The 21,882-nt window shown below is 37.1% G+C and carries 22 protein-coding genes; 20 read left to right on the top strand and 2 right to left on the bottom strand.

Features of this window, described 5'->3' with window-relative positions; all coding sequences use genetic code 11:
* Window position 1 precedes the first annotated feature (1 nt).
* From KHQ31_RS04250 to tagD, 10 genes are all read left to right on the top strand, one after another.
* Window positions 2-1,204, top strand: coding sequence for a serine hydrolase domain-containing protein (locus tag KHQ31_RS04250; protein ID WP_213408125.1), 1,203 nt, complete (start codon window positions 2-4; stop codon window positions 1,202-1,204).
* Window positions 1,205-1,215: 11 nt separating this feature from the next.
* Window positions 1,216-1,647: a Fur family transcriptional regulator gene (locus KHQ31_RS04245; RefSeq protein ID WP_213408124.1), complete on the top strand. Its 432-nt coding sequence runs from the start codon at window positions 1,216-1,218 to the stop codon at window positions 1,645-1,647.
* 207 nt (window positions 1,648-1,854) lie between these two features.
* On the top strand, window positions 1,855-2,805 hold the full coding sequence (locus KHQ31_RS04240; protein ID WP_213408122.1) for a Dyp-type peroxidase: 951 nt from the start codon (window positions 1,855-1,857) through the stop codon (window positions 2,803-2,805).
* Window positions 2,806-3,010: 205 nt separating this feature from the next.
* Window positions 3,011-4,186: a thiolase family protein gene (locus KHQ31_RS04235; RefSeq protein ID WP_213409716.1), complete on the top strand. Its 1,176-nt coding sequence runs from the start codon at window positions 3,011-3,013 to the stop codon at window positions 4,184-4,186.
* A gap of 428 nt (window positions 4,187-4,614) precedes the next feature.
* The gene (locus KHQ31_RS04230) at window positions 4,615-5,682 is read left to right on the top strand and encodes a bifunctional glycosyltransferase family 2/GtrA family protein (protein ID WP_213408121.1); all 1,068 of its coding nucleotides are present in this window, start codon (window positions 4,615-4,617) and stop codon (window positions 5,680-5,682) included.
* Complete coding sequence (locus KHQ31_RS04225) at window positions 5,675-7,675, top strand: glycosyltransferase (protein ID WP_264336117.1); 2,001 nt, start codon at window positions 5,675-5,677, stop codon at window positions 7,673-7,675. Before KHQ31_RS04230 ends, KHQ31_RS04225 begins: the two co-directional genes overlap by 8 nt.
* Window positions 7,675-9,531: an ABC transporter permease gene (locus KHQ31_RS04220; RefSeq protein ID WP_213408120.1), complete on the top strand. Its 1,857-nt coding sequence runs from the start codon at window positions 7,675-7,677 to the stop codon at window positions 9,529-9,531. The genes KHQ31_RS04225 and KHQ31_RS04220 overlap by 1 nt, the downstream gene beginning before the upstream one ends.
* 322 nt (window positions 9,532-9,853) lie before the next feature.
* Entirely contained in the window at window positions 9,854-10,843 is a 990-nt protein-coding gene (locus KHQ31_RS04215; RefSeq protein WP_213409714.1) for a YeiH family protein, read from the top strand.
* 439 nt (window positions 10,844-11,282) lie between these two features.
* Complete coding sequence (locus KHQ31_RS04210) at window positions 11,283-12,458, top strand: CDP-glycerol glycerophosphotransferase family protein (RefSeq protein ID WP_265583720.1); 1,176 nt, start codon at window positions 11,283-11,285, stop codon at window positions 12,456-12,458.
* 28 nt (window positions 12,459-12,486) lie between these two features.
* On the top strand, window positions 12,487-12,894 hold the full coding sequence (tagD, locus tag KHQ31_RS04205; protein WP_213408119.1) for a glycerol-3-phosphate cytidylyltransferase: 408 nt from the start codon (window positions 12,487-12,489) through the stop codon (window positions 12,892-12,894).
* 270 nt (window positions 12,895-13,164) lie between these two features.
* Here tagD and KHQ31_RS04200 read toward each other — a convergent pair whose 3' ends face one another.
* The gene (locus KHQ31_RS04200; RefSeq protein ID WP_213408118.1) at window positions 13,165-13,788 is read right to left on the bottom strand and encodes a DUF1361 domain-containing protein; all 624 of its coding nucleotides are present in this window, start codon (window positions 13,786-13,788) and stop codon (window positions 13,165-13,167) included.
* Between the two features lie 363 nt (window positions 13,789-14,151).
* On the opposite strand from KHQ31_RS04200, the gene KHQ31_RS04195 reads away from it, so the two are divergent.
* From KHQ31_RS04195 to KHQ31_RS04150, 10 genes are all read left to right on the top strand, one after another.
* Window positions 14,152-15,483, top strand: a complete 1,332-nt coding sequence (locus KHQ31_RS04195; protein WP_213408117.1) for an APC family permease — start codon at window positions 14,152-14,154, stop codon at window positions 15,481-15,483.
* A 135-nt stretch (window positions 15,484-15,618) separates the two neighbouring features.
* On the top strand, window positions 15,619-16,035 hold the full coding sequence (ndk, locus tag KHQ31_RS04190) for a nucleoside-diphosphate kinase (protein ID WP_213408116.1): 417 nt from the start codon (window positions 15,619-15,621) through the stop codon (window positions 16,033-16,035).
* Between the two features lie 159 nt (window positions 16,036-16,194).
* Window positions 16,195-16,878, top strand: coding sequence for an NADPH-dependent F420 reductase (locus KHQ31_RS04185; protein WP_213408114.1), 684 nt, complete (start codon window positions 16,195-16,197; stop codon window positions 16,876-16,878).
* A gap of 139 nt (window positions 16,879-17,017) precedes the next feature.
* Window positions 17,018-17,509 carry a GNAT family N-acetyltransferase gene (locus tag KHQ31_RS04180; RefSeq protein WP_213408112.1) on the top strand — a complete coding sequence of 164 codons (492 nt, stop codon included), beginning with the start codon at window positions 17,018-17,020 and terminating at the stop codon, window positions 17,507-17,509.
* A gap of 58 nt (window positions 17,510-17,567) precedes the next feature.
* Entirely contained in the window at window positions 17,568-17,999 is a 432-nt protein-coding gene (locus KHQ31_RS04175) for a GNAT family N-acetyltransferase (RefSeq protein ID WP_213408111.1), read from the top strand.
* A gap of 104 nt (window positions 18,000-18,103) precedes the next feature.
* A complete protein-coding gene (msrA, locus tag KHQ31_RS04170) occupies window positions 18,104-18,613 on the top strand; it encodes a peptide-methionine (S)-S-oxide reductase MsrA (protein ID WP_213409711.1) in 510 nt (169 codons plus the stop codon).
* A 181-nt stretch (window positions 18,614-18,794) separates the two neighbouring features.
* Window positions 18,795-19,238, top strand: a complete 444-nt coding sequence (locus tag KHQ31_RS04165) for a hypothetical protein (protein ID WP_213408109.1) — start codon at window positions 18,795-18,797, stop codon at window positions 19,236-19,238.
* Window positions 19,239-19,333: 95 nt separating this feature from the next.
* Window positions 19,334-20,287 (top strand): membrane protein insertase YidC, encoded by a 954-nt coding sequence (yidC, locus tag KHQ31_RS04160; RefSeq protein ID WP_213408107.1) that lies wholly within the window; start codon window positions 19,334-19,336, stop codon window positions 20,285-20,287.
* A gap of 206 nt (window positions 20,288-20,493) precedes the next feature.
* A complete protein-coding gene (locus KHQ31_RS04155) occupies window positions 20,494-20,703 on the top strand; it encodes a hypothetical protein (protein WP_213408105.1) in 210 nt (69 codons plus the stop codon).
* A 254-nt stretch (window positions 20,704-20,957) separates the two neighbouring features.
* A complete protein-coding gene (locus tag KHQ31_RS04150) occupies window positions 20,958-21,296 on the top strand; it encodes a thioredoxin family protein (protein WP_213408103.1) in 339 nt (112 codons plus the stop codon).
* Window positions 21,297-21,410: 114 nt separating this feature from the next.
* Here KHQ31_RS04150 and KHQ31_RS04145 read toward each other — a convergent pair whose 3' ends face one another.
* Window positions 21,411-21,758 (bottom strand): YxeA family protein, encoded by a 348-nt coding sequence (locus tag KHQ31_RS04145; RefSeq protein ID WP_213408101.1) that lies wholly within the window; start codon window positions 21,756-21,758, stop codon window positions 21,411-21,413.
* Between the last annotated feature and the right edge of the window lie 124 nt (window positions 21,759-21,882).

Raw genomic sequence — 21,882 nt, 5'->3', positions numbered from 1 at the left:
CATGGAACAACATAATACATGGCAAGGGATAAAGGTCATTGGGTGTCTCGTTATCGTTGCAATCGGAATTACATTCGTGTGGTTTCAAATAGAATTGAAACACGTACGAAACGAGTCGGAATTTAGGCATACAGAAATATCATCGACAAAAGCACAGGTAACAAAACAAATAACTGATGAAAATGTTAAGGCAAACGAATCACACGTACAACATGCAAAATTGGGCACAGTGGGTAAAATAGATGATCCGAAGTTTACGACCATACTTAATATGGTAGAGGAACAGCATTACCAAGGCAGTGTGTTATTGATTAAACACGGACAACCCATTTGGCAACAAGCATTTGGTGAGATGTCACCAGGTGTACCATTTGAGCCAGACACACCCATTTCATTAACATCGATTTCTAAAAATGTGACCGCATATTTGTTGATGAAAGAATTAACGCGCCGCCAGATGACATTAGATACAAAGCTATCTTATTTTTATCCCAAAATGTTGGGGGCTGAGGAAACGACATTGCGTGATCTAATTCGCATGGACGCCCCATATCACGGGATCGGGTATGTTTATGGGGATCGTTCCGAACAAGAGTTTATGAACATGTATTTGACAGGTATAACCTACAAGCCAACGAATGATAAAAAATGGCATTATAACGCTGCCGATTATCAAATCTTGACGAATGTGTTGTATAAACTTACCAAAACTCCATATAATAAGTTAGTGGAACGTGAATTGAAGCCAAAATATAATGTTTTAACAGTTGATGAGTTTGAAGCATTAGAAAATCGACCCACTGCGTATGCCAAAAACGGAGACGTCAAACAATTCAATCCACAACGATTTCATCGTGAAGTTGGAACAGGCAGTCTTTTTATGTCTGCATGGGACGCATATAGATACATTAGCGACGAAATTAAAGGGCAAAATCTAACCAAACAAGAGTTCTCGGAATTAACCAAACAAGAGTTCTCGGAATTAACTAAGCTACGTACTGAAGGTGGTTATGGTTATTCAGGTGGTATGTATGTTCAAGATTATGGTTATTTATTGCACGGTATTTTACAAGGATACGAACCAAGTATGATGTTAGATAAAACTGGTGAGAACGGTGTGGTTTTATTTAGTAATCATGTCACAGGGAAAATTGATGAAGATTTAGCAGCGCCAATTTTTACTGAAATAATGGCAATGGAGTAGGGATGGACGTCATGAAGTCGATTGATGGCGCATTACAAGTCATCCGTAATGCAGGTTACAAGATGACAAATCAACGTATTACGATTTTAAGTTACTTAGCTGAACAACACACGCATCCAACGGTCGAGATGATTCATCAAGGATTATCAGCTCAGGGTGAGCAAATCAGTGTTGCAACAATATACAATACGTTAGAAATGTTAGAAAAAGTACAATTAGTTCTTGTCATCGATAGTGATGTTGATGGAAAGCAACATTTCGACTACTTTGGGACACCGCACTATCATGCGATGTGTACAAATTGTGGATTGATTACTGACGGTGATCAATTTGATATGAGTCAATTAACACGAATTGCAAGTGAAGAAACAGGTTATAAAATTACAGGTTACCATGTAGAAGTACGTGGCCTATGCCCAGCTTGCCAAGCAAAATTAAATTAAGTGTCAAAGTCGATTACAAGCTAGTAATCGACTTTTTTGTTTCTAGACCATTTCTGTCTAAAACTGTCTAAAATTTTAAATTGATATAAAATAACCAAAAAAATAAGCATATAAAAACCAGTGTTCTAATTTAGAATGATTACAAGTTATGGTAGAATGTGAATAACCAATCAAATTGAATGGTGTTACATATTAGGAGGAAAGAAAATGGTAGAAGTAAATCCGAATTTAGCACAAGATGTTTGGAAGGACATAGGTGAAAATGTTGTCTTTGTCGTCTTGCGATTGAAGCGTGAAAATCAAGAAACAACACAAGAAGGCATTCAAGAGTTTGTTGATCGTTCGCAGGCGATTAACCGTTCAATGAAGATTCGCCAACCAGAATCAAATCTACGTGTATCCATTGGATTTAGTAGTAATGCTTGGGACTATTTGTTCCCTACTGCGCCTAAGCCTCGCGAATTGACAACTTTTGAAGGAGTTTCTGGACCAGAAGCCTCAATGCCAGCCTCAGATGGAGATATTTTCTTGCACGTACGTGCTGAAAATGCTGGCGTATTGTATGAAGTCATCACACAATATATGCAGTTCTTGTCATCGTTTGCAGAAGTGATTGATGAAACGAAGGGCTTCCGTTATATGGAAGGTCGTGCCATTATTGGCTACATTGATGGGACTGAAGCGCCACAAGTTGAAGATGCGGCACCATATGCCCTAGTCGGTGAAGAAGACGAGTTCTTTATTGATGGATCATATGCATTCCCACAAAAATGGCAACATGACATGGACTTCTGGCGTAAGATGTCAGTGGCACATCAAGATAAGGCTGTGGGTCGTGACAAATTCACTGACTTAGAATTAGAAGATGAAGATAAGCTACCGAATGCACATAACTTAGCCTCAAAGACTGAGGTTGATGGTGAAGAACAAAAGATTATCCGCATGAATGTGCCATTTTCTGATCCAGCACGTGGGGAAACAGGAACATACTTTATTGGTTATTCACGTTACTGGGAAGTGACTAAGGGAATGCTACAACAAATGGTAGACATGAATGACTTCTTGTTGACGTTTTCAACGATTCAATCTGGGCAATTATTCTTTATTCCATCACGTCCATTATTGGATAAGATTGCTGGTGGCGAATTGAACGATTAAACCTAGTTCTATTTATATATGTACGATAGTGAAAAGAAGGTATTGCTCTGCAATGCTTTTTTGTTTATAGAGTGTCTAACCTGGCTTGGAAAACAAGATTAGATACTTGTCTTGGATTATGATGTATAATGTTTTCTTGTGTTAATAGTTCATTAAGCTACTTATGATTTACTACAGTTACATAGAAACGAGGAGATGACACATGGTGAAGCGCGTATTTATTGTTGGTGCAAAACGTACACCCATTGGGAAATTTGGTGGGGCTTTGGCGAGTCAAACATCTGCGATGTTAGGTGGAGTAGCCATTCAAGGTGCTCTAACGCAAGCGCAGTTGCCGAATGATTTAACAGTGGATCAAGTGTTTATGGGAAATGTTATTCAAGCCGGAGCAGGGCAAAATCCTGCGCGCCAAGCGAGCCAACTAGCTGGACTAGGTGATAGTGTGCCTGCGGTTACATTAAATGATGTCTGTGGATCAGGGTTGACTAGTGTAAACATGGCAGCGGCTATGATTCAATCAGGACAAGCAAATGTAATGGTCGCAGGTGGTATGGAAAGCATGTCAAATGCACCATATGTTTTAGATAAGGCCCGTTTTGGTTACCGCATGGGTGATGGAACAATGCGTGATACTTTGTTAGCCGATGCCTTAACAGATGCTAATGAAGGTTTCCACATGGGAATTACAGCAGAAAATGTTGCGGACAAATATGACGTTTCTCGTGAAGAAATGGATGCTTTTAGTTTGGCAAGTCATCAAAATGCCAGCGAAGCTCGTGATTCAGGATACTTTGATGCTGAAATTATTCCCGTAACAGTTAAAACTAAAAAAGAAACAATCATTGTTGCACAAGATGAGGGACCACGTGCCAATTCAACATTGGACAAGTTAGCTAGTCTTAAGCCAGCATTCCAAGAAAACGGACGTGTAACAGCAGGGAATTCATCAGGTATTAACGACGGGGCTGCTGCGCTTGTTCTTGTTAGTGAAGACGTTCTGAAAGAATATGGACTAACACCATTAGCAGAATGGCAAGGGGCTAGTTTAGTTGGTTTGGATCCTAAATTAATGGGAGTAGGGCCATACTATGCTGTTGATAAGCTATTAAATGACAATGGCCTAACAACCGACGATATTGATACCTTTGAACTAAATGAAGCCTTTGCGGCACAAGCGTTAGCTTCTAATAAGTTACTAGGATTAGAACATAGTCGTGTTAACCCACATGGTGGTGCGCTTGCTTTGGGACATCCAGTAGGTGCTTCCGGAGCGCGTGTACTTGTAACTCTGATTCATGAGTTGAAGCCGTCTGAACGTGGTGTAGCTGCATTATGTATTGGTGGTGGCATGGGCGTTTCTGCGTTGATTACCCGTCAATAATATAAGATTTTTATTTTGTATTTATTTTGATTAAATGCTTGTGAATTTATGATGACTGTACCAATTGCAATGGATTGCGTATTAAAAAGATTATTTTTTGTTTTTTTGTCAAAAAATACGCATATTTTAGTGAGCACGAATGAAATTATTTTTGGTTAAATGGTATCGTCTAACAAATGCCTGTGTAGTTGCTTACTATTTGTTCAGTATGTCATTTGGTATAGTTGCCGGGCGTTGTGTTTGTTTTTGTTTTTTTATAAGCTTTATGAAACGGGTTTCAACTTTTTAAAATTTAATCATGGTTTTTATTCAAAATATATGGGAATATGAATTTTAAATTTTGAATGCAAATAACAACTATGTTATTGTAAGTAATTGTGTAATTAAGCAAATGGATATGAGAGTACATAAATAAAGAGGTAAATAACATGGGCAACATAGGTATACTAATTCCTGCATTTAATCCAGATGAACAATTTTTGATGGTGATGCAAGAAATTATGGGAGACGAGCAATTAAGCCAAAACGTCGTTATCGTTGATGATGGTAGTAATGAAGAACATCAATACATATTTACAACATTAATTGAACAGTATGGTCCGCGTATGACATTGCTTCGTCACGCCGAAAACGCAGGGAAAGGCGCAGCCTTAAAAACAGGACTAGCGTACTTTGACGTTGAATATCCAGAAATTCAAGGTGTTGCTACATTAGATGCAGATGGACAACATGCGATTCCCGATGTTCGTCGTAGTATTGAAGCATTTAATGGAGAGAACTTGGTCTTAGGTGTTCGTGAATTCGATCCAGATGTTCCGCTACGTAGCCGTTTTGGAAACATCCTGACAAGTTGGTTGTTTTCAAAATTTACTGGTCAAGGGGTATCAGATACACAAACTGGTTTACGTGTTATTCCAAAGAAGTATTTTGCGCCATTATTGGCTTTTCCGGAAAATCATTTTGAATTCGAATTTAAAATGTTATTAGATAGTCATCAATACGGGGTTGAGATGACTGAAGTACCAATTCAAACTATTTACTTGAATGATAATGTTGGATCAAATTTCCGAGTTGTACAGGATTCATTATCAATTTATGGGCAATTCCTAAAATTTGCGGGGTCAGGAATTGCATCATTTCTAGTTGATTTAGGTGTATATACAATCATGATGATCGTTTTGGGAACGCAAACGCGCGAACACATCATGTGGGCTGTTATTATTGCACGTATTGTATCAAGTTTGGTGAACTATGGATTAAACCATCGTTACGTATTTGATAAAGCAGGTAATAACACGTTAGTTAAGTATTTTGCATTAGTAATTGTCCAAATGTTCTTTGCAGCAGAATTGACATACTTAATTGCAGAATACCTTGTATCTGCGGAAACAACATTGACAGCAATGATTGCAAAAATTGTGGCTGATCTACTATTGTTTGTCGTGAGTTATCAAATCCAAAAGCGCTGGATTTTTAAGGGAGTGGGAAATGATTAGTCGAACCAAAAAGATAGCCTATGTTTTAGCGTTCCTGCTAACTGTATTGTATTTAATTTGGCGTGTGCTATTTACACTGCCTTGGAACGCTTCAATTGGGATTTTAATCTTTGCGATTCTACTAATTGGTTCCGAAATTATCTCGAATATTACGGCGTATATCGTGATTTACTTACGTATACGTGTCGCAAAGAAGCACATTGAACAAGATTTAGACCATATGGAGTACTTGCCTGGGATAGAAGTACCAGATGTCGATATTATCGTTGCAACACATGATGAAGATCCTGAATTACTACGTAAAACTTTCAACGCAATTAGTTATATGGAATACCCAGATAAGCGTAAAGTACATTTAATCGTAGCAGATGATGGGAATCGTCCTGAAGTTGCAACACTAACGGCAGAATATGGTGGACGTTACATTGGACTATCTGGTAATAAGCATGCAAAGTCAGGAAATATTAACCATGCATTAACATTAGTGAATTCACCATTAGTGGCAATCTTTGATGCGGATATGATTCCATATTCAACATTTTTGAATGCAACAGTGCCAGTATTTATGCAAAATATGGCTGATCAAGCGCAAGACGATCCTAAAGAGCAACCATTGGGGTTTGTGCAAACGCCACAAAGTTTCTATAATGCAGACATTTTCCAATTCAACTTGTTCTCTGAAAAAGTCGTACCAAATGAACAAGACTATTTCTCACGTGATATCAATGTGTTGAATAGTATGACAGGATCAGCGATTTTTACAGGATCTAATACTGTATTTCTTCGTCAAGCAATTGATGATGCAGGTGGCTTCCCTGTGGGAACGCTAACAGAAGACTTTGAATTGGGTGGTCGTATCAATATGGAAGGGTACGTTAGTTACTCAACCAAAGAACCACAAGCGAGTGGAATCTCACCAGTTGACGTTAAGGGTGTAATTAAGCAACGTGTGCGCTGGGCACGTGGGGTTATTCAATCATCACGTAACATGCGTATTTTCTGGAATCGTAAGTTAAAGTTTAATAACCGATTGGTTTTGATTAACAGTTATCTATATTGGTGGTCATTTTCTCGACGTATTATTTTTATGGCTGCACCAGTTATTTTTGCTTTGTTTGAAGAACCAGTCGTCATTGCTAATTTATGGCTATTGATGATTTTCTGGGCACCAGGATATTTCCTTCTACATTGGGTACTGGGTGATACATCAAGTAGTATTCGTAATGAACGCTGGGGTGAAGTACAGGAAACATTTTTTGCGCCATACCTTGTTTTACCAGTCTTGTTCCAAGCATTAGGGATTAAGCAAACTAAGTTTAAAGTGACGGATAAAGATAGTGTCTTTGGTTGGCGTGATCGTCTATACATGGCACCTTACGTTGTCGCATTTGCATTTCTAGTAGCAGCGATTATTCACTTTAATTATGGTAAGTTTGGTACGGAAATCATGATGGGAAGTATCGTAACTTTCTGGTTAGTCATGCATTTAATTAATGTAACTTTCTGTATTTTCTTGGCGAGTGGACGTCCAGTGTATCGAGATGCGGAACGTTTTGACCGTACGTATTACGGAAATGTCATGGTTAATGGTGTCAAGCATGCTATTGAAACGATTAATGTCTCTGAAAAGGGGATGCTAGTGATTACACCAAATACAAATGATGTGGTTACAACGGCTGGACAAGAAATCGAAATTGAATTGAAGTACAAGAACGAATTTGCGCATGTGCTTGGGCATATTGTCCGTGTCATTGACGTAGATGGCCAACATCAATACGCAATTGAATTGGTGGAAGGTTCAATGGGACGCCACTCAAGTAATGTCTATTTCCAAATCATCTATGATGGATTTAACCTGGTGTTACCAGAAGAACAAGATGAATGGATTACACCAACGGACGCCTTGTATACAAATGTGGCTGAACGCTTTGAAAAATGGATGCGTCGTTACAATAAATGGGCAAAATCAGATAAGAAACGAGGGCGATCATAATGAATCTTTTAGGTCTTTTACTCTTTATGGTTGTGATCCTGGGGTATTTCTTGCAATTACGTCAATGGGGCGTTGCTGCTTACCTAGGTTGGATTACTAGTTTCTGGATTATTACCCTGTTGTTATATGCATTTGCAATGACAGGTTACTTTCAAACCGGAATTTATGTTGTTACGGGAATTGGATTAGTTCTCTTCATTGGTCAGGTTATTTTACGTTTGCTGCACAAAGTACGAGGCGCTGGTTTACATGTTCATATTTTTGACGTGTGGATGATCTTAGGTGGAATCTTGATTGGGATGACCTTGCAGGGTATGACGATGGTACATTATGACAATTTTTCACATTGGGCAACTATTGTGAAATTTATGTTCTTTGAGCAACGTCTACCGGGTGCTAGTGATACAATTATTTCCTTTAGCTCATACCCAATTGGGACAGCGTTGTTTAATAACTACTTTATTAACTTTACTGGTTTCAGCTCAGGAAATATGTTGGTAGCGCAATTCATCTACATCTGGGCGACAGTGTACGGTGTGTTTGAATTCTTAAAAGACAAGAAACGTGTGCTGTTTTCATCAATTATTTGTATGGTGATTACATTGACCATGTTTGCGAACGTTGAAATTGGTTTTAATAATTTACTCGTTGATTATGTTATTGCAGCAGTAACGGTAGCTGGTTTTGTCGGCGCGTGTGTTTATGGTGAAGAGCATCCATGGTTACAAGCGGGTCACGTATTTCTGGCCAGTGCCAACTTGTTGCTAATCAAGAACTCGGGAGCTTTCTTTGTCGCAGTTTTGTTGATTAATTATTTCGTCGCCTTGTGGGTATATCCAAAGGGGAAGGCTTGGTCAGTAAAACGTGTGATTAGTATTATTACGCGTTGGCTAGCAGTGGTGGCATTGAGCGTGACACCGTTCTTGATTTGGTTAAATCATGTTAAGAGTACCTTCACTAGTTCAAAGCATCAGCTGGATGCTGCTGCATTTAGTGGGCAATTGAACTCTGAAGGAATTGAATACATGCGTGAAATTGCACATCGGATGCTGGATGCTTCGATGCAGTGGTCATCTCTATCTACTCGTGGTATGGTGCTTATCAACATCACGATGTTAGCAGTTTGGATTGGTCTAAAGCTAATTAATCGACGCTCAATTGTGCTCTATCAATTACTATTACTAGACTTTATTTTTATCTTGTACTATATCAGTATTTTTGCGATGTACCTTGTGTCTATGCCTTACGATGAAGCGATTGTATTAGCTGGATTTGAGCGCTATCTATCCACGGTTGTTGTACTGTTGCTGCTTTGGGGGGCGGGGATGGTTACAAGAACGTTAGACGATAATATGTTTGAACGTAACTATGAGAAACGTGATCTTAAGTCATTCCGTGTATTACGTAATAAAAAATTGTATCAACGAAGTGCTTTTGCGTTGTTATTCTTTGCGATTATTGGGTTAAATGGTGAAATTGGTCGTTTAAACTTCAATGAGCAACAAAATGCTGATCGACTACCATTCCAATTGGCTAAATTAACGCCTGAAGAATATACGTATAACGATAAAAAGGTACTATTAGTTGATCCTGAAACTGATGAAGTTAATTCATATTATGCTGGTTTTGCTGGAAAATATTATTTTTTCTCAGCCAATGTGGATGCACAAGAAGCTTTTGATTATTCACCAGAAGAATTTAAAAAGCATAACGAAGATTACGATTATGTCTTATTACTCCCTAAACATGAGACGTATGAAAAGTTAGCTAATGTTGTATATCATCAAAAACTAACGCCTGGGTTGTATCAAGTAACGGATACTGGTCTGATAGCAGTTAAAAAAATGGATGTATAATATCATGTAAGAATGAAAACGACTTAGGTCGTTTTTTTATTTTGTCTATGGATACGTCCGATGGAATCTTAATGTGTATGAACCACCACAAACTGTTTATTTTTTAAAGAAACATTGAAAAAAAGGTCAGTTTCTTTCTTGATGTGAAACCGGTTCTATACAATAAAATATAAATGTAAAGAAATGGTACGTACCAATTTCGATAATAAAGTGGTGAACTAAAAATCATCAATTTTATATGAACCTATTATGGTATGATTACTGACGTCTCAATTTTCTATTTCAGAAAGGTAGTAGAGTTTTGTTTAAAATTAATCGTGGTATGTGGGCTGGAATTGCCTTGACCCTTACTGTAGCGCTTGTAGCAGAACAATTAGCAAAGTTTTTACCCATGCTTGGTAGTGAAACACTTGCAATGTTCTTAGGATTATTCATTGGAAATGTTGTTTTGACTGCAGATCGTTGGGGATCAGGAGTTAAGTGGTCTGAAAAGTATCCCATTGAAGTGGGAATCGCAGTTCTAGGATTCTCATTAACATTTGATACAATCTTCTCACTTGGATGGCAAGGAATTCTATTTATTTTGCTATTAATGTGGGCAACAATTAAGTTTGTTATGTGGATTGGAACCAAGCTTTTCAAAGTTGATATTCGTACAGCAGCGATGATGGCTGGTGGAAATGCAGTGTGTGGATCAAGTGCGATTGCTTCTATTGCACCAGCAATTAAAGCGCATGATGATGACCGTCGTACAGCCGTTGCAGTAGTGTCAATTTCTGGAACCATCTTATTGCTAATCTTACCAATGTTGGCACCAATTTTCTTGGGTGATAATAACATGCTAATGGGAGCCCTTGTTGGGGGAACTTTGCAATCTGTTGGTCAAGTTGTTGGAACAGCTAGTCTGATTAATCCAGACGTTGTTACGTACGCAACTTTGTTTAAGATGTTACGAGTTATTTTATTGTCAGTTGTGGTTATTTATATGACACGTGCGGTTAATAAAGAAACAACGGAAGAAGCAGTAGAAGAAGTGGAGACGAAGTCAAAGCTAAGTGTTCCTTGGTTTGTTATCGTATTTTTGCTAGGTGTGCTAATTAACACATTCTTACACTTGCCAGAACAAGCCATTTTCGCAAGTAAGCACATTACAGGCTTCTTTGGAGTTGTTAACTTGGCTGGAATTGGATTGAGTTTGAAGTGGTTAACAATTAAGAAGGCAGGAACAAAGTTCCTTGGATACGGATTGTTGACAATTCTATTCCAAATTGTTGTTGCATTAGCTTTGATTTACGTTATATACGCTATCTAATCAGTAAGTCTATATACATTGGCAAAAGTAAATATATACCGAAAAAGCGGCTGGCTGACAATAATCAATCCGTCGTGTTCAGGATTCTAAGGTAAAACTTATTAGGATGGGCGAGGTATAGGCAGCTAATTTCAATTCGAAATTAGCTGCCTTTTTTATTTTGGAAGTATGCGCCTACGTTTAGTTAAAAGTGTAACGGATATAAAGAGATCACAGTTAAAATGTGCTTTATTGTAAATAAGCGACTAACTGCAATGCCACATCAAGAAATAAATTATGGTAATAAGTTTTGTAAGTATGGTCAGATATGTTGTCTCTAAAAACGTCATAACATACCATATTAACTACATTTTGTGCATTTGACGTCTATAAAAAACATGGATATAATTAAAAGAATTGGTGCAGGTTTGAAATTTAAGTAGAATGATGGTGTGTAATTGTGAAAAATGTAAAAAAGATAATTGTTAAATTAATGCCTGTGATACTACGCGTAATGGGAGTGTTTGTTAGAGTAGATTCAAAAGTTGTTTTATTTTGTAGTTTTCATGGAAAAGGGTATTCATGTAATCCTAGGGCGATTTTTGAAGAAATGCGAGATAATCCGAAATACGCAGGGTACACGTTCGTTTTTGCTATGAACAATCCAAATGTCATTATTCCAGGCGCCAAAGTCGTTCGAATGCGTCATATGAAATATTTTTATTATTCATTAAAAGCCAAATATTGGGTGTTTAATTCCAAAATGGCAAATTATATGTATAAAAGAAAAAATCAAGTATATTTTCAGACTTGGCATGGTACTCCTTTGAAACGATTGGCTCATGATATCCAAAACGAAAATCAGACATTTTATCGAACTAAAATGTCATATGCAGATATGTTAAAAACGTATGATGTGGATAGTGAGAAGTGGGATTTATTGTTAGCATCAAGTAACTATATGCGTGATCGATATGCATCAGCATTTCAGTATTCAACTTCTAAAATGTTGATGGCTCCATATCCACGGAATAATATTTTGTTAAATTATGATGATAACTATGTAGCTAAGTTAAAGGAGCAGTTTAAGCTTCCGGACAATAAAAAAGTTATTTTGTATGCTCCAACGTTTAGAGATGATAATTATACAGATTCCGGCTATTCATTTCAGTTGAATGTAAATTTTGAACATTGGTATGAGTCACTAGGTGATGAGTATGTAGTGTTGTTTAAACCTCATTATTTAATAGCTAATACATTCACAATTTCAGAAAAACTTAAAAAATTTGTTCAATTTGTACCTGCAAATGCAGAAATTAATGATTGTTATCTAGTTAGTGATGTACTTGTAACAGATTATTCAAGTGTTTTCTTTGATTACGCATTACTTAATCGTCCGATATATTTTTATATGTATGATTTCGAAAATTATAAAGACGTTCTTAGAGGATTTTATTTAGATGTCGAATCAGAATTACCAAATAAAATCATTCAAGATGAGAGTGAATTATTAGATGCAATCAAGGATCGTGTATTTGATCCAAATACATTACAAGAATTCAACGATGTGTATAATCCTTTAATAGAAAATAAAAGTATTACTGATATAATTGATAGGTTTATAACATATAAATAAGAAAATGATGGGTTAAAAGGAAAATTTTATGAGTGAAAAAACAGTATTAGTTGCAGGGACATTTGATTTATTGCATGAAAGTCATATCGATATGTTAAAAAATGCACGAAACTTAGGGGATAAACTAATCGTTATGCTTTCAACAGACCAATTTAATATGGAAAAAGGTAAACGTGCATATCAAGATTACGCGACTCGAAAATACATTTTAGAAGCTATTCGTTATGTTGATTTAGTTGTGCCTGAACAAACATGGGATGACAAGTCTATGTATATCGATATGTTAGACATTGATATATTTGCAATGGGGGATGACTGGAGAGGGAAATTTGATGGGTTAAAATTAGAATTTCCTGATCTAAAAGTAATGTATTTCCCACGAGGAAACACAAGTACAACACAAATAAAACGTGATATTGCAAATGATTTCAAATAACAAGGTACTTATTTTCAATATATAAGAATCAACAAAAGCAGCTAATTTCATCAAGAAACTAGCTGCTTTTTTAGTTATAAAAATGAATTTGGATGTTCTAAATATAAGTGTTAATTTTACTACTAAAGTATGAATTATTGAGGTTCATTGGATGTATATTACCGACTTTACTTTTAAAAAGAGCCGTGGAGTGCTTTACTGTCTTAAGCTTTCTGATATTACGGAAAAAAGGATTTATACATTACACGAATAATCAGAGGAAAGCATATATTAGTTATTATTTTGTGTATATGGATTTAATGTCACATTTATAATCATTAAGAAAATTTGTACAAAAGTAAAGACCAGAATGAAATGTAAGGAATGGACAGAAAGTGCATGATTCATTTGTAGTATTACGTTGTGGATATCCAATAGCAAGTCCCAACTATTTAAGCGTAAGAATCGCCCCATGTAAATAGCATATGAAGATAGGATTGAAATGATTGAGAATACGCCGAACGTTACTATATATGAACTAGTCGGTAGCCAAGTTTGAAGCATTATACGCGCCGAAGAAATACCTAACGACACACCTAAGAAAATACCAATAGCTAATAGGCCATAATTTAAAATTTGGGTAGAGGTTATTAGTCCAGTACCAATTGCAGAAAGATGCGCAAAATCGGTAATCATATAAATGGTATTTGGATAGAAAATCAACCATAATAATGTTAAAGGAATTACTAATAATTTGTGTTTAGGCGTTAGCTTTTTAACGCATAAGGCAATATCAAAAGGGATAACGGCTAGGAAGATATTCCAGGCAAGAAAAGTGAAACGAGTAGGTAAGAGAAAAATTGTAACGATAAACAATAAAATTAAGATGTGAGTTGAGAGTATGTATTTTTTCATAAAGACCTCAGTTTTGTATGGAATACGGTCTAATCTATCAGAGATACGTTAAATTGTTGTTAAATTTTTTATGTTGTGTACTTTAACGGGAAAATGATTGGTTTCCCTTAAAATGAGAAAACTCTTGCATATATGCTCGTTAAATGATAATCTTCTAATTAACATATCCGAAAGCAGAGGTAGAGCTTATGTATTATCACGCACAACAACTAAATCGTCGTTTCTCTACAACCTCAACCAGTTCCTAATTGGGTGAGGATTTTTGCGTCGGAAAAACGTAATTTACAAATCACAAAGCCCATCACTCGTATGTTAGATAACAGGAGTGGAGGGCTTTTTTATATTCATATGGAGGCATATCGCATGGCAGGTAAAAATTTGCAACGATCAATGGGCCTGACGACGGGGATTTCAATCGTTGTTGGAACAATTATTGGTTCAGGAATATTCTTTAAACAAGCACAAGTACTTAGCATTACAGGATCAACAACAGGTGCACTGCTAGCATGGCTATTTGGTGGTCTAATTACTTTAATGGCCGGATTAACGATTGCAGAATTAGGGTCACGCATTCCATCAACTGGAGGATTATACGTTTATATACATAAAATTTTTGGTCCAGCTGCTGGTTTCTTAAGTGGATGGGGACAATCATTTCTATATGGGCCCGCTATTGTGGCATCATTATCAGCTTATTTCGCCATTTTAATTACGAACTTCTTTTACTTACCAAGTGATTGGGCTAAGTGGATTGGATTGCTAGCTATTGTGTTTATCACAGGGATGAACCTATTGGATAATCGTATTCCAGCAGCATTCGCAGTTGCAACAACATCAATCAAATTATTACCGATTGCGGCAATTATTATCTTTGGTTTGTTCTTTGGAAATGTAAATGCTGTTGGTCAAACAATTGATACAATCACAGCAACGCCGGGTGGTGGCTTTGGTGTAGCCATCCTAGCAACATTATATGCGTATGATGGATGGGCAACTTTAACAAGTTTGGGTGGAGAATTAAAGAATCCAAGTAAGAACATCCCACGTGCAATTATTTATGGTCTATTGATTGTGATTGTTGCGTATGTCGGTATTTCTTATGGTGTTATGCAAAGTATGCCTGCCGCTGAAATTATTGCGTTGGGTGATAATGCAACTTTTGGTGTCGTAACATCTGCCTTTGGTGATCTAGGTGGACGACTATTATCATTAGCAATTTTGATTTCCATTGCGGGCACATTGAATGGAAAGATGATGGCTTTACCACGTTCAATTTACGCCATGGCTGCTGATGGTATGATGCCTAAATTTATGATGTACATTAACCGTTCACAAGAACCTGCAGGAGCGATTTTAACACTTGCAGTTCTAGGTGGATTACTACAATTCTCAGCGTCAGCAGACTGGCTATCAAATGCTTGTATGTTCATCATTTGGATGTTCTACCTAATGGCCTTTTATGGTTTGGTCCGTTTACGCCGCGCTGACAAGTTAGCAGGTAATGGTCACCCTGAAAATATTTTCTTGGTACCACTATACCCAATCGTGCCAATTTTAGCCGGGCTAGGAGCATTGTATGTCTTGCTAAGTACAATAATTAGTAATCCGTTCTCAGCAATGGTATCTATTGGACTCGTACTGACAGGATTACCAATCTATCTATACTATGCTAAGCGATTGAACACTGAAATTTAATATAGATGACTTTTTAGAGAAGGTAGCATTTATTATTTGAATGCTACCTTCTTTTTTTAATGAATGGAAAACGCTTTCTTTTTTTAGTGAATGAACTACGCTATAATGAGCGTATAAAGAAAAGGAGATAATCTTATGGCAGAACAAAGTACATTGATTCTAGTAAAACCTGATGGTGTTAGCCAAGGGCATATTGGTGAAATTATTTCACGCTTGGAACATAAGGGCTATCGCATTGATCAACTTAAGGTGACTAAGGCGACTGATGCATTGTTAGAAGCACATTATCATGACAAGATCGATAAGCCATACTTTGGGGAAATTAAGCAATATATGCAAGAAGGCCCAATTGTTGCAATCGTTGCGAGTGGGACCAACGTGATTCCTGTTTTCCGTAAGATGGCGGGAAATACAAATCCTGATGAAGCTGCTTTTGGAACAATTCGTGGAGACTTTGGACGTGATTGGCCAGATGGCATTCTACGAAATGTTGTACACAGTTCGGATAGTCCAGAAACAGCATCTCGCGAGATTGACATCTGGTTCAATTAGCAATCTGTATATAACCTATGTAATGGTAATAAGAAAAATAAAATAATTTTTAAACCACTTACTTATAATAAGGGTATTTTAAGGTAAGATGCTTATTATATAAATATAGTTTAGCTCAGCTAAATAAGTTATAGAGTAGAAAAGTGGAGGATTAGGATAATGAAGATTTCTGTTATTGGATTTGGAAACATTGGTAGTGCAGTTGTAAACAACTTGTTGAATAATGGTAGTGACCATGAAATCTACCTTGCAAACCGTTCTTTTGATAAGATTCAAAAGTTTGCGGATGCGCATGGTGATAACGTTCACGCTGTATCAGAAGAAGAAGCTGTGAAGCAAGGTGACGTTCTTATCCTAACGATGTGGATGGTTCAACAATTGGACTTCATCAACCGCTATTACGAACAATTGGGAAACAAGATTGTCATTGATCCATCTAACCCTGTTGGATACAACTCACAAGGTGAATCACGTCGTACATTGCCAGAAGGACTTTCATCTGGTGAAGTTATTCGTTTCAACTTGCCTGAAGGTGTGGGATACATTAAGGCCTTTGGAACAATGGGGGCAGATAGCTTAGCTGATGAAGCTTCAGCTGATAAGTCAGTTGTCTTGTACTATGCAACAGACTCAGCTGAAAACGATCGCTTGGCTGAAGAATTGATTAAGGATTCTGGTTACTTCCCATTGAACGCTGATACTAAGGGATTGAATGTATCAGGTTACGGACATCTTGAAGTTGGTGGAGAATTGCACCAATATGGTGGTCTAGAAGGACAAGTTCCTACTAAGGAATTGGCTGAGAAGAAGCTTGCTGAATTCAAGGAAGCGCACAAGGCCTAATTAATGCGTAAATGAAAACCTTAACTGTATATCAGTTAAGGTTTTTCTTTTGTCTATACCAACGAATCATTTGAATTTTATGTCTACTATGAGGGGTTTTTGTTACAGTATAGGTAAGAGATAAGCGAGGAGAATCAATATGGAAATTAAATTAGCGCAACCAGAAATGTTTGAACAAATTGATCAATTATTACGAGATGCTTTTACCAATTCTGACCATGGATACAGTGGCGAAGCTGAATTGACCCAAGCTTTACGTGAAAGTGATACACCCACGATTGAATTGATCGCATGGGATGAAAATATTGTAAAAGGACATGCATTGTTGAGCGAAGCCATGGTTGGGAATACTAAGGGATTAGTATTAGCGCCAATTGCGGTACGCGTTGCAAATCAAAAAGAAGGCATTGGCTCAGCGTTGATGGATGAATTAGATGAAATTGCCGCTGACAATGATTACGCCTTTATCAGTATTCTTGGGGATGCTTACTACACACAATTTGGTTATTCACCAGCTGCGGTTATTGATGTGTTGCCACCGATGGATGTACCAAGTGAATATTTCCACATTAAGCCATTTGGTCCAGTAGATACGGGAACATTGGTGTACGCTCCAGAATTTGGCATTTAATGATGCACGTATGAAATATATAGTCTGAAGCAAGAAATCAAAAAGAAGGTGGAAAGATATGCTAAATATAGTAAAAACAGCAGGTCTTTCACAAGTAAGTGAAGATGCAAAGCAAATTCGAGAAGCTGTTTTTGTACAAGAACAACAAATTGATCCTATGCTGGAGTTTGATGATCAAGATGCGAAGGCCATTCATTTTGTAGGGTATGTCGGACCAACAGTGCCTGTAACAACAGCCCGGATTCATTCACAAGGAAATGAATGGCATGTTGGACGAGTAGCAACGATTAAAGAAATGCGTGGGCAAGGATTTGGACATCAATTGATGGCGGAAATTATTAATACTGCTAAATTGCAAGGAATCAAGTCAGTTAATTTAGGTGCACAAGTACATGCTAGTTCATTTTATGAACGATTAGGTTTTAGCAAAGTGGGGGAACCCTTTTTAGAAGCAAACATTGAACACATCGAAATGAAACTTTTCCTGTGATAGCATAGGATTGTATCTTAATGAATCAGAAGTAAATGATGTAAAAACGTGCAGAAAGGAACCACGAAAAAAGCTAATGGAGGGTATGCGAAATGAGTAAAAATATTGAACGTGCTGTATTTGCCGGGGGGTGTTTTTGGTGTATGGTAGAGCCCTTTGAAGAAAAAGATGGTATCGAAACTGTCCTGACCGGGTACACTGGTGGACACACAGTTAATCCAACATACGAAGAAGTGTGTACACATCTAACTGGACATACAGAAGCAGTTGAAATCATGTATGATGCAGATAAAATCAGCTATCAAGAATTATTAGACATTTATTGGCAACAAACAGATCCAACAGATGAATTTGGACAATTTTTCGATCGTGGATCTAGTTATCGTCCAGCTATTTTCTACACTACAGAAGAACAACATCAATTAGCATTAGCAAGTAAGAAAGCATTAGATGAGAGTGGTCAATTGTCTCGTCCAGTTGTGACAAGTATTGAACCTGCAGTGCCATTTTACGTCGCAGAAGACTATCACCAACAATACTACAAGAAGCATCCAACTGCTTACCAACAATATCATTCACACCGTGAACGTATTTTAGAACAACTTTGGCAATAAACAAATAACTTTTAAACAGAATCAGCACTAAATTACGGGGTGCATTGATGGTTCGAATCCATCATGATTCATTGGGGATAATCGTGTATAATGAATTTTAAACTTATCAAAAAGATGAATGTATGATTTTTATTTTTGGAATCATTTTTATTTTTAGTAAATATTTGATTCATGAGTGAGTATGGGATTGGGAACACTTCAAAAAAGAGGAGTAGTGAATAAGATGGGGAAGGACCAAATTAGGGGATTGGTTGTGGCTGTAGCTGTAGTTTTGTTGATGTTTTTGGGGATGGGCGGCCATTCTGACGATAAAAAGGTGATCAACAAAACCTTTAATCAACAAGTTGATGGGTTGAATCAATGGTTTGAAGGGAAGCGTGCCGTTGAAGGAGAACGAAATAGATATGTTTCAGCAATCAAAGGATGTGCACGTGATAAGCGGACGTTGCTAGTAGAATTGTCAAAAGAACAATTAGAAATAAATAATGTAACACCAGATGAAGTTGCACAATATGCGTTTAATGTTATTCAGCAGTATCCAGGTAATATATCTGCATTTGATAATTTTGATGACAAAAAACAGATTGATCTGGATAAAGTTGCATTATATACAAGACTCATTTAAATCTAGATAAGAAAAGGGCTATCTTAAGGGCATTTGAAGAACATGTGATATAATAAGACAAATAAATGATGTCTTAAGGTAGGGAATAGAGCAAAATGAATAAGAAGAAATTCAGCATTACACCAATTTTGTTGATTGCACTGTTAGTCTTGATGTTTACTGGAAACATTGGGTTCTTGCAAGGGCCATTGACTAACTTTATGCAATGGGCAGAACACTCAATCGGTGGTGTGAATGCCGTTGGTTGGTCAATTGTTATGTTGACAGTTGTTGTCCGCTTGGTTTTGATGCCAATGATGGTCCAACAACAACATGCTGCCACAGTGCAACAAGAAAAGATGCGTTTGCTACAACCGCAATTAGCAAAGGTGCAAGAAGCGCAAAAGAATGCAACAACACAAGAAGAAAAGATGAAGGCGTCTCAAGCAATGATGGCTGTTTACCAAAAGAACGGTGTATCAATGTTTGGGGGGATGAACTTCACAACATTGATCATTCAATGGCCAATCTTTATTGGATTGTACGATGCCATTAAGGGGTCTCCAGAATTGGCTCACGCGTCATTCTTTGGGATTTCATTGGCAGAACAAAGCCCATTCTTGGCAATCGCCACTGGAGTGATCTACATGGTTCAAGCATATCTTTCAATGATTGGTATTCCAGCGGAACAAAAGAAGGCTATGCAAACTATGATGTACATTATGCCAGTTATGATGTTCTTCATGACTTGGGTAACTAACGCTGGTATTGCCTTGTACTTCTTGGTAGGTGCCTTGATTATGATTGTTCAAACAATTATCATCGTTGTATGGCGTCCACGTATTCGTGCCGGAGTTGCCAATTCATTCGTTGTTGTTGATGTCGCCGATGATGCTTTGGCTGGTCGTGTTGAAGTTGAACAAACTGGTGCGTTCGCAACTGCTATGAAGAAGGCGCAAGAGCAACAAGCTGCGCAATCTCAAGAAGCACCGAAGGATATCACTAACGAAGTGACTGAAGAAGACATTCGTCGTGAAAATCAAGCTCGTAAGCAAAAGAACAACCAATAACATTAATATGAACCGCTTATTAGGTGAAATACCTAGTAAGCGGTTTTTCTGTACATTAATCATTTTAGAAAATGTATGGATTAGATGCAGGAGCAATATGTTAAAAACACAGTTAATTTATCGTTCTCTAAAAAAGAGTGCGTAAACAATTCAATAATGCTTGCTATAATTCAACATATATTGATGTAAACATAAGGAGGATGACTATGCCTAAAAAATTATTTCAATTAAGATTTTATAGTTGGATGAAGCATAAGTTACATAGTCTCGCACCGGCGAACGGGCGCACAATGCTTTTAGCAAGTAAAATGATCAATATTGATCTGATAACGTTTGATAAGCCTTGCCCAAGAAAACAAACATTAAATCAGAATATGATGAATAAAGCTATTGTGGATGTGAAAAGTTATGATTAAAGCCAGTCATTTAGTAATATTATGGGGCCTAACACTTGTGTGTTATTTGCTAGTCACACTATTAACAACCTTTCATTGTTTTTTTGTGCTTGTTATTTTAATTGCATTATTTCTTTTTTTTGCGATGCAAATAATTCGAAGGTAGAAAAGCAAATATTCCACCATCATTGCACTTATATTGTGTAAGTAGAATATCTTGTATTCCGTTTCTAAACGGCATATAATATAAGAAAAGATGAGAGGAGGAAAGATTCATGAATTTTTATGAAGCAACAGCCCATACAAATGAAGAAGTTGAATCAGCCATCAATGCGGATGGGAAGACAATTATGTTCTTACAAGCATCATGGTGTGGAGACTGTAAGGTAATCAAGCCATTCGTCCAAAAGTTCCGTGATCAAGTTGAATCAAAGGATGTCGCTTGGATTGATGCTGATCGTGATGAAAACCTTGATGTCGCATTGAATCAAAACCTACGTGGAATTCCTGCTTTTGTTCTATTTGAAGATGGAAAGCAAGTTGATCACATTGGAAATGGGGAACGTCTATCACCCGTAGACATTGAAGCTTGGTTAGAAGCAAACCTTGCTTAATGACTAAATAAAGATGACCGACTACACGTCGTAAAATACAGTCAGCTTTTACAAAAACAAAAGGCTAATCGATTATTCGATTAGCCTTTTTGTGTTTATATACGGATGATATGCTTACTTAGCGAGAGTAGGAACATCCGCTGCAGCAACGATTTCAACATTATTAACAATCTTTTTGCTTGCTGTGATCTTAATCCAAGCATTTTCTGGTAAAGGCTTACGATATTCAACCACTTCTAAGTTACGTGGTTGTCCCTTAGGATCCTTAGCAGTGAAATTGTAGATGTAACCCATGCCCATATCTTGGCCATCGTCAGATTTTTGACGTTCTTCCTTAGGCGCATCTAACACTTGAACATAATAAGGTGAACCGTTGTAACGATCATTGTAGTAGTTATATCCCTTGAAACCAACGAATAGAACCGCGGCTAGGAGTAGTAGCGCCAAAATTTTTTTCATCATGTATACCTCATCTCTGTTTATGCCCATAATGTGGGTTTATTTTATGAACAATAGTATTATACGATAAATATCATCGGTGGTCAACGGAAACAAAAAACAGCGAGGAAGATTACATAGGTAATGA

The organism is Weissella ceti, from assembly GCF_018394055.1.
Classification (GTDB): domain Bacteria; phylum Bacillota; class Bacilli; order Lactobacillales; family Lactobacillaceae; genus Weissella; species Weissella ceti.
Note: the sequence above shows the minus strand (reverse complement) of the source record. Positions and strands in the feature narration are given on the sequence as shown.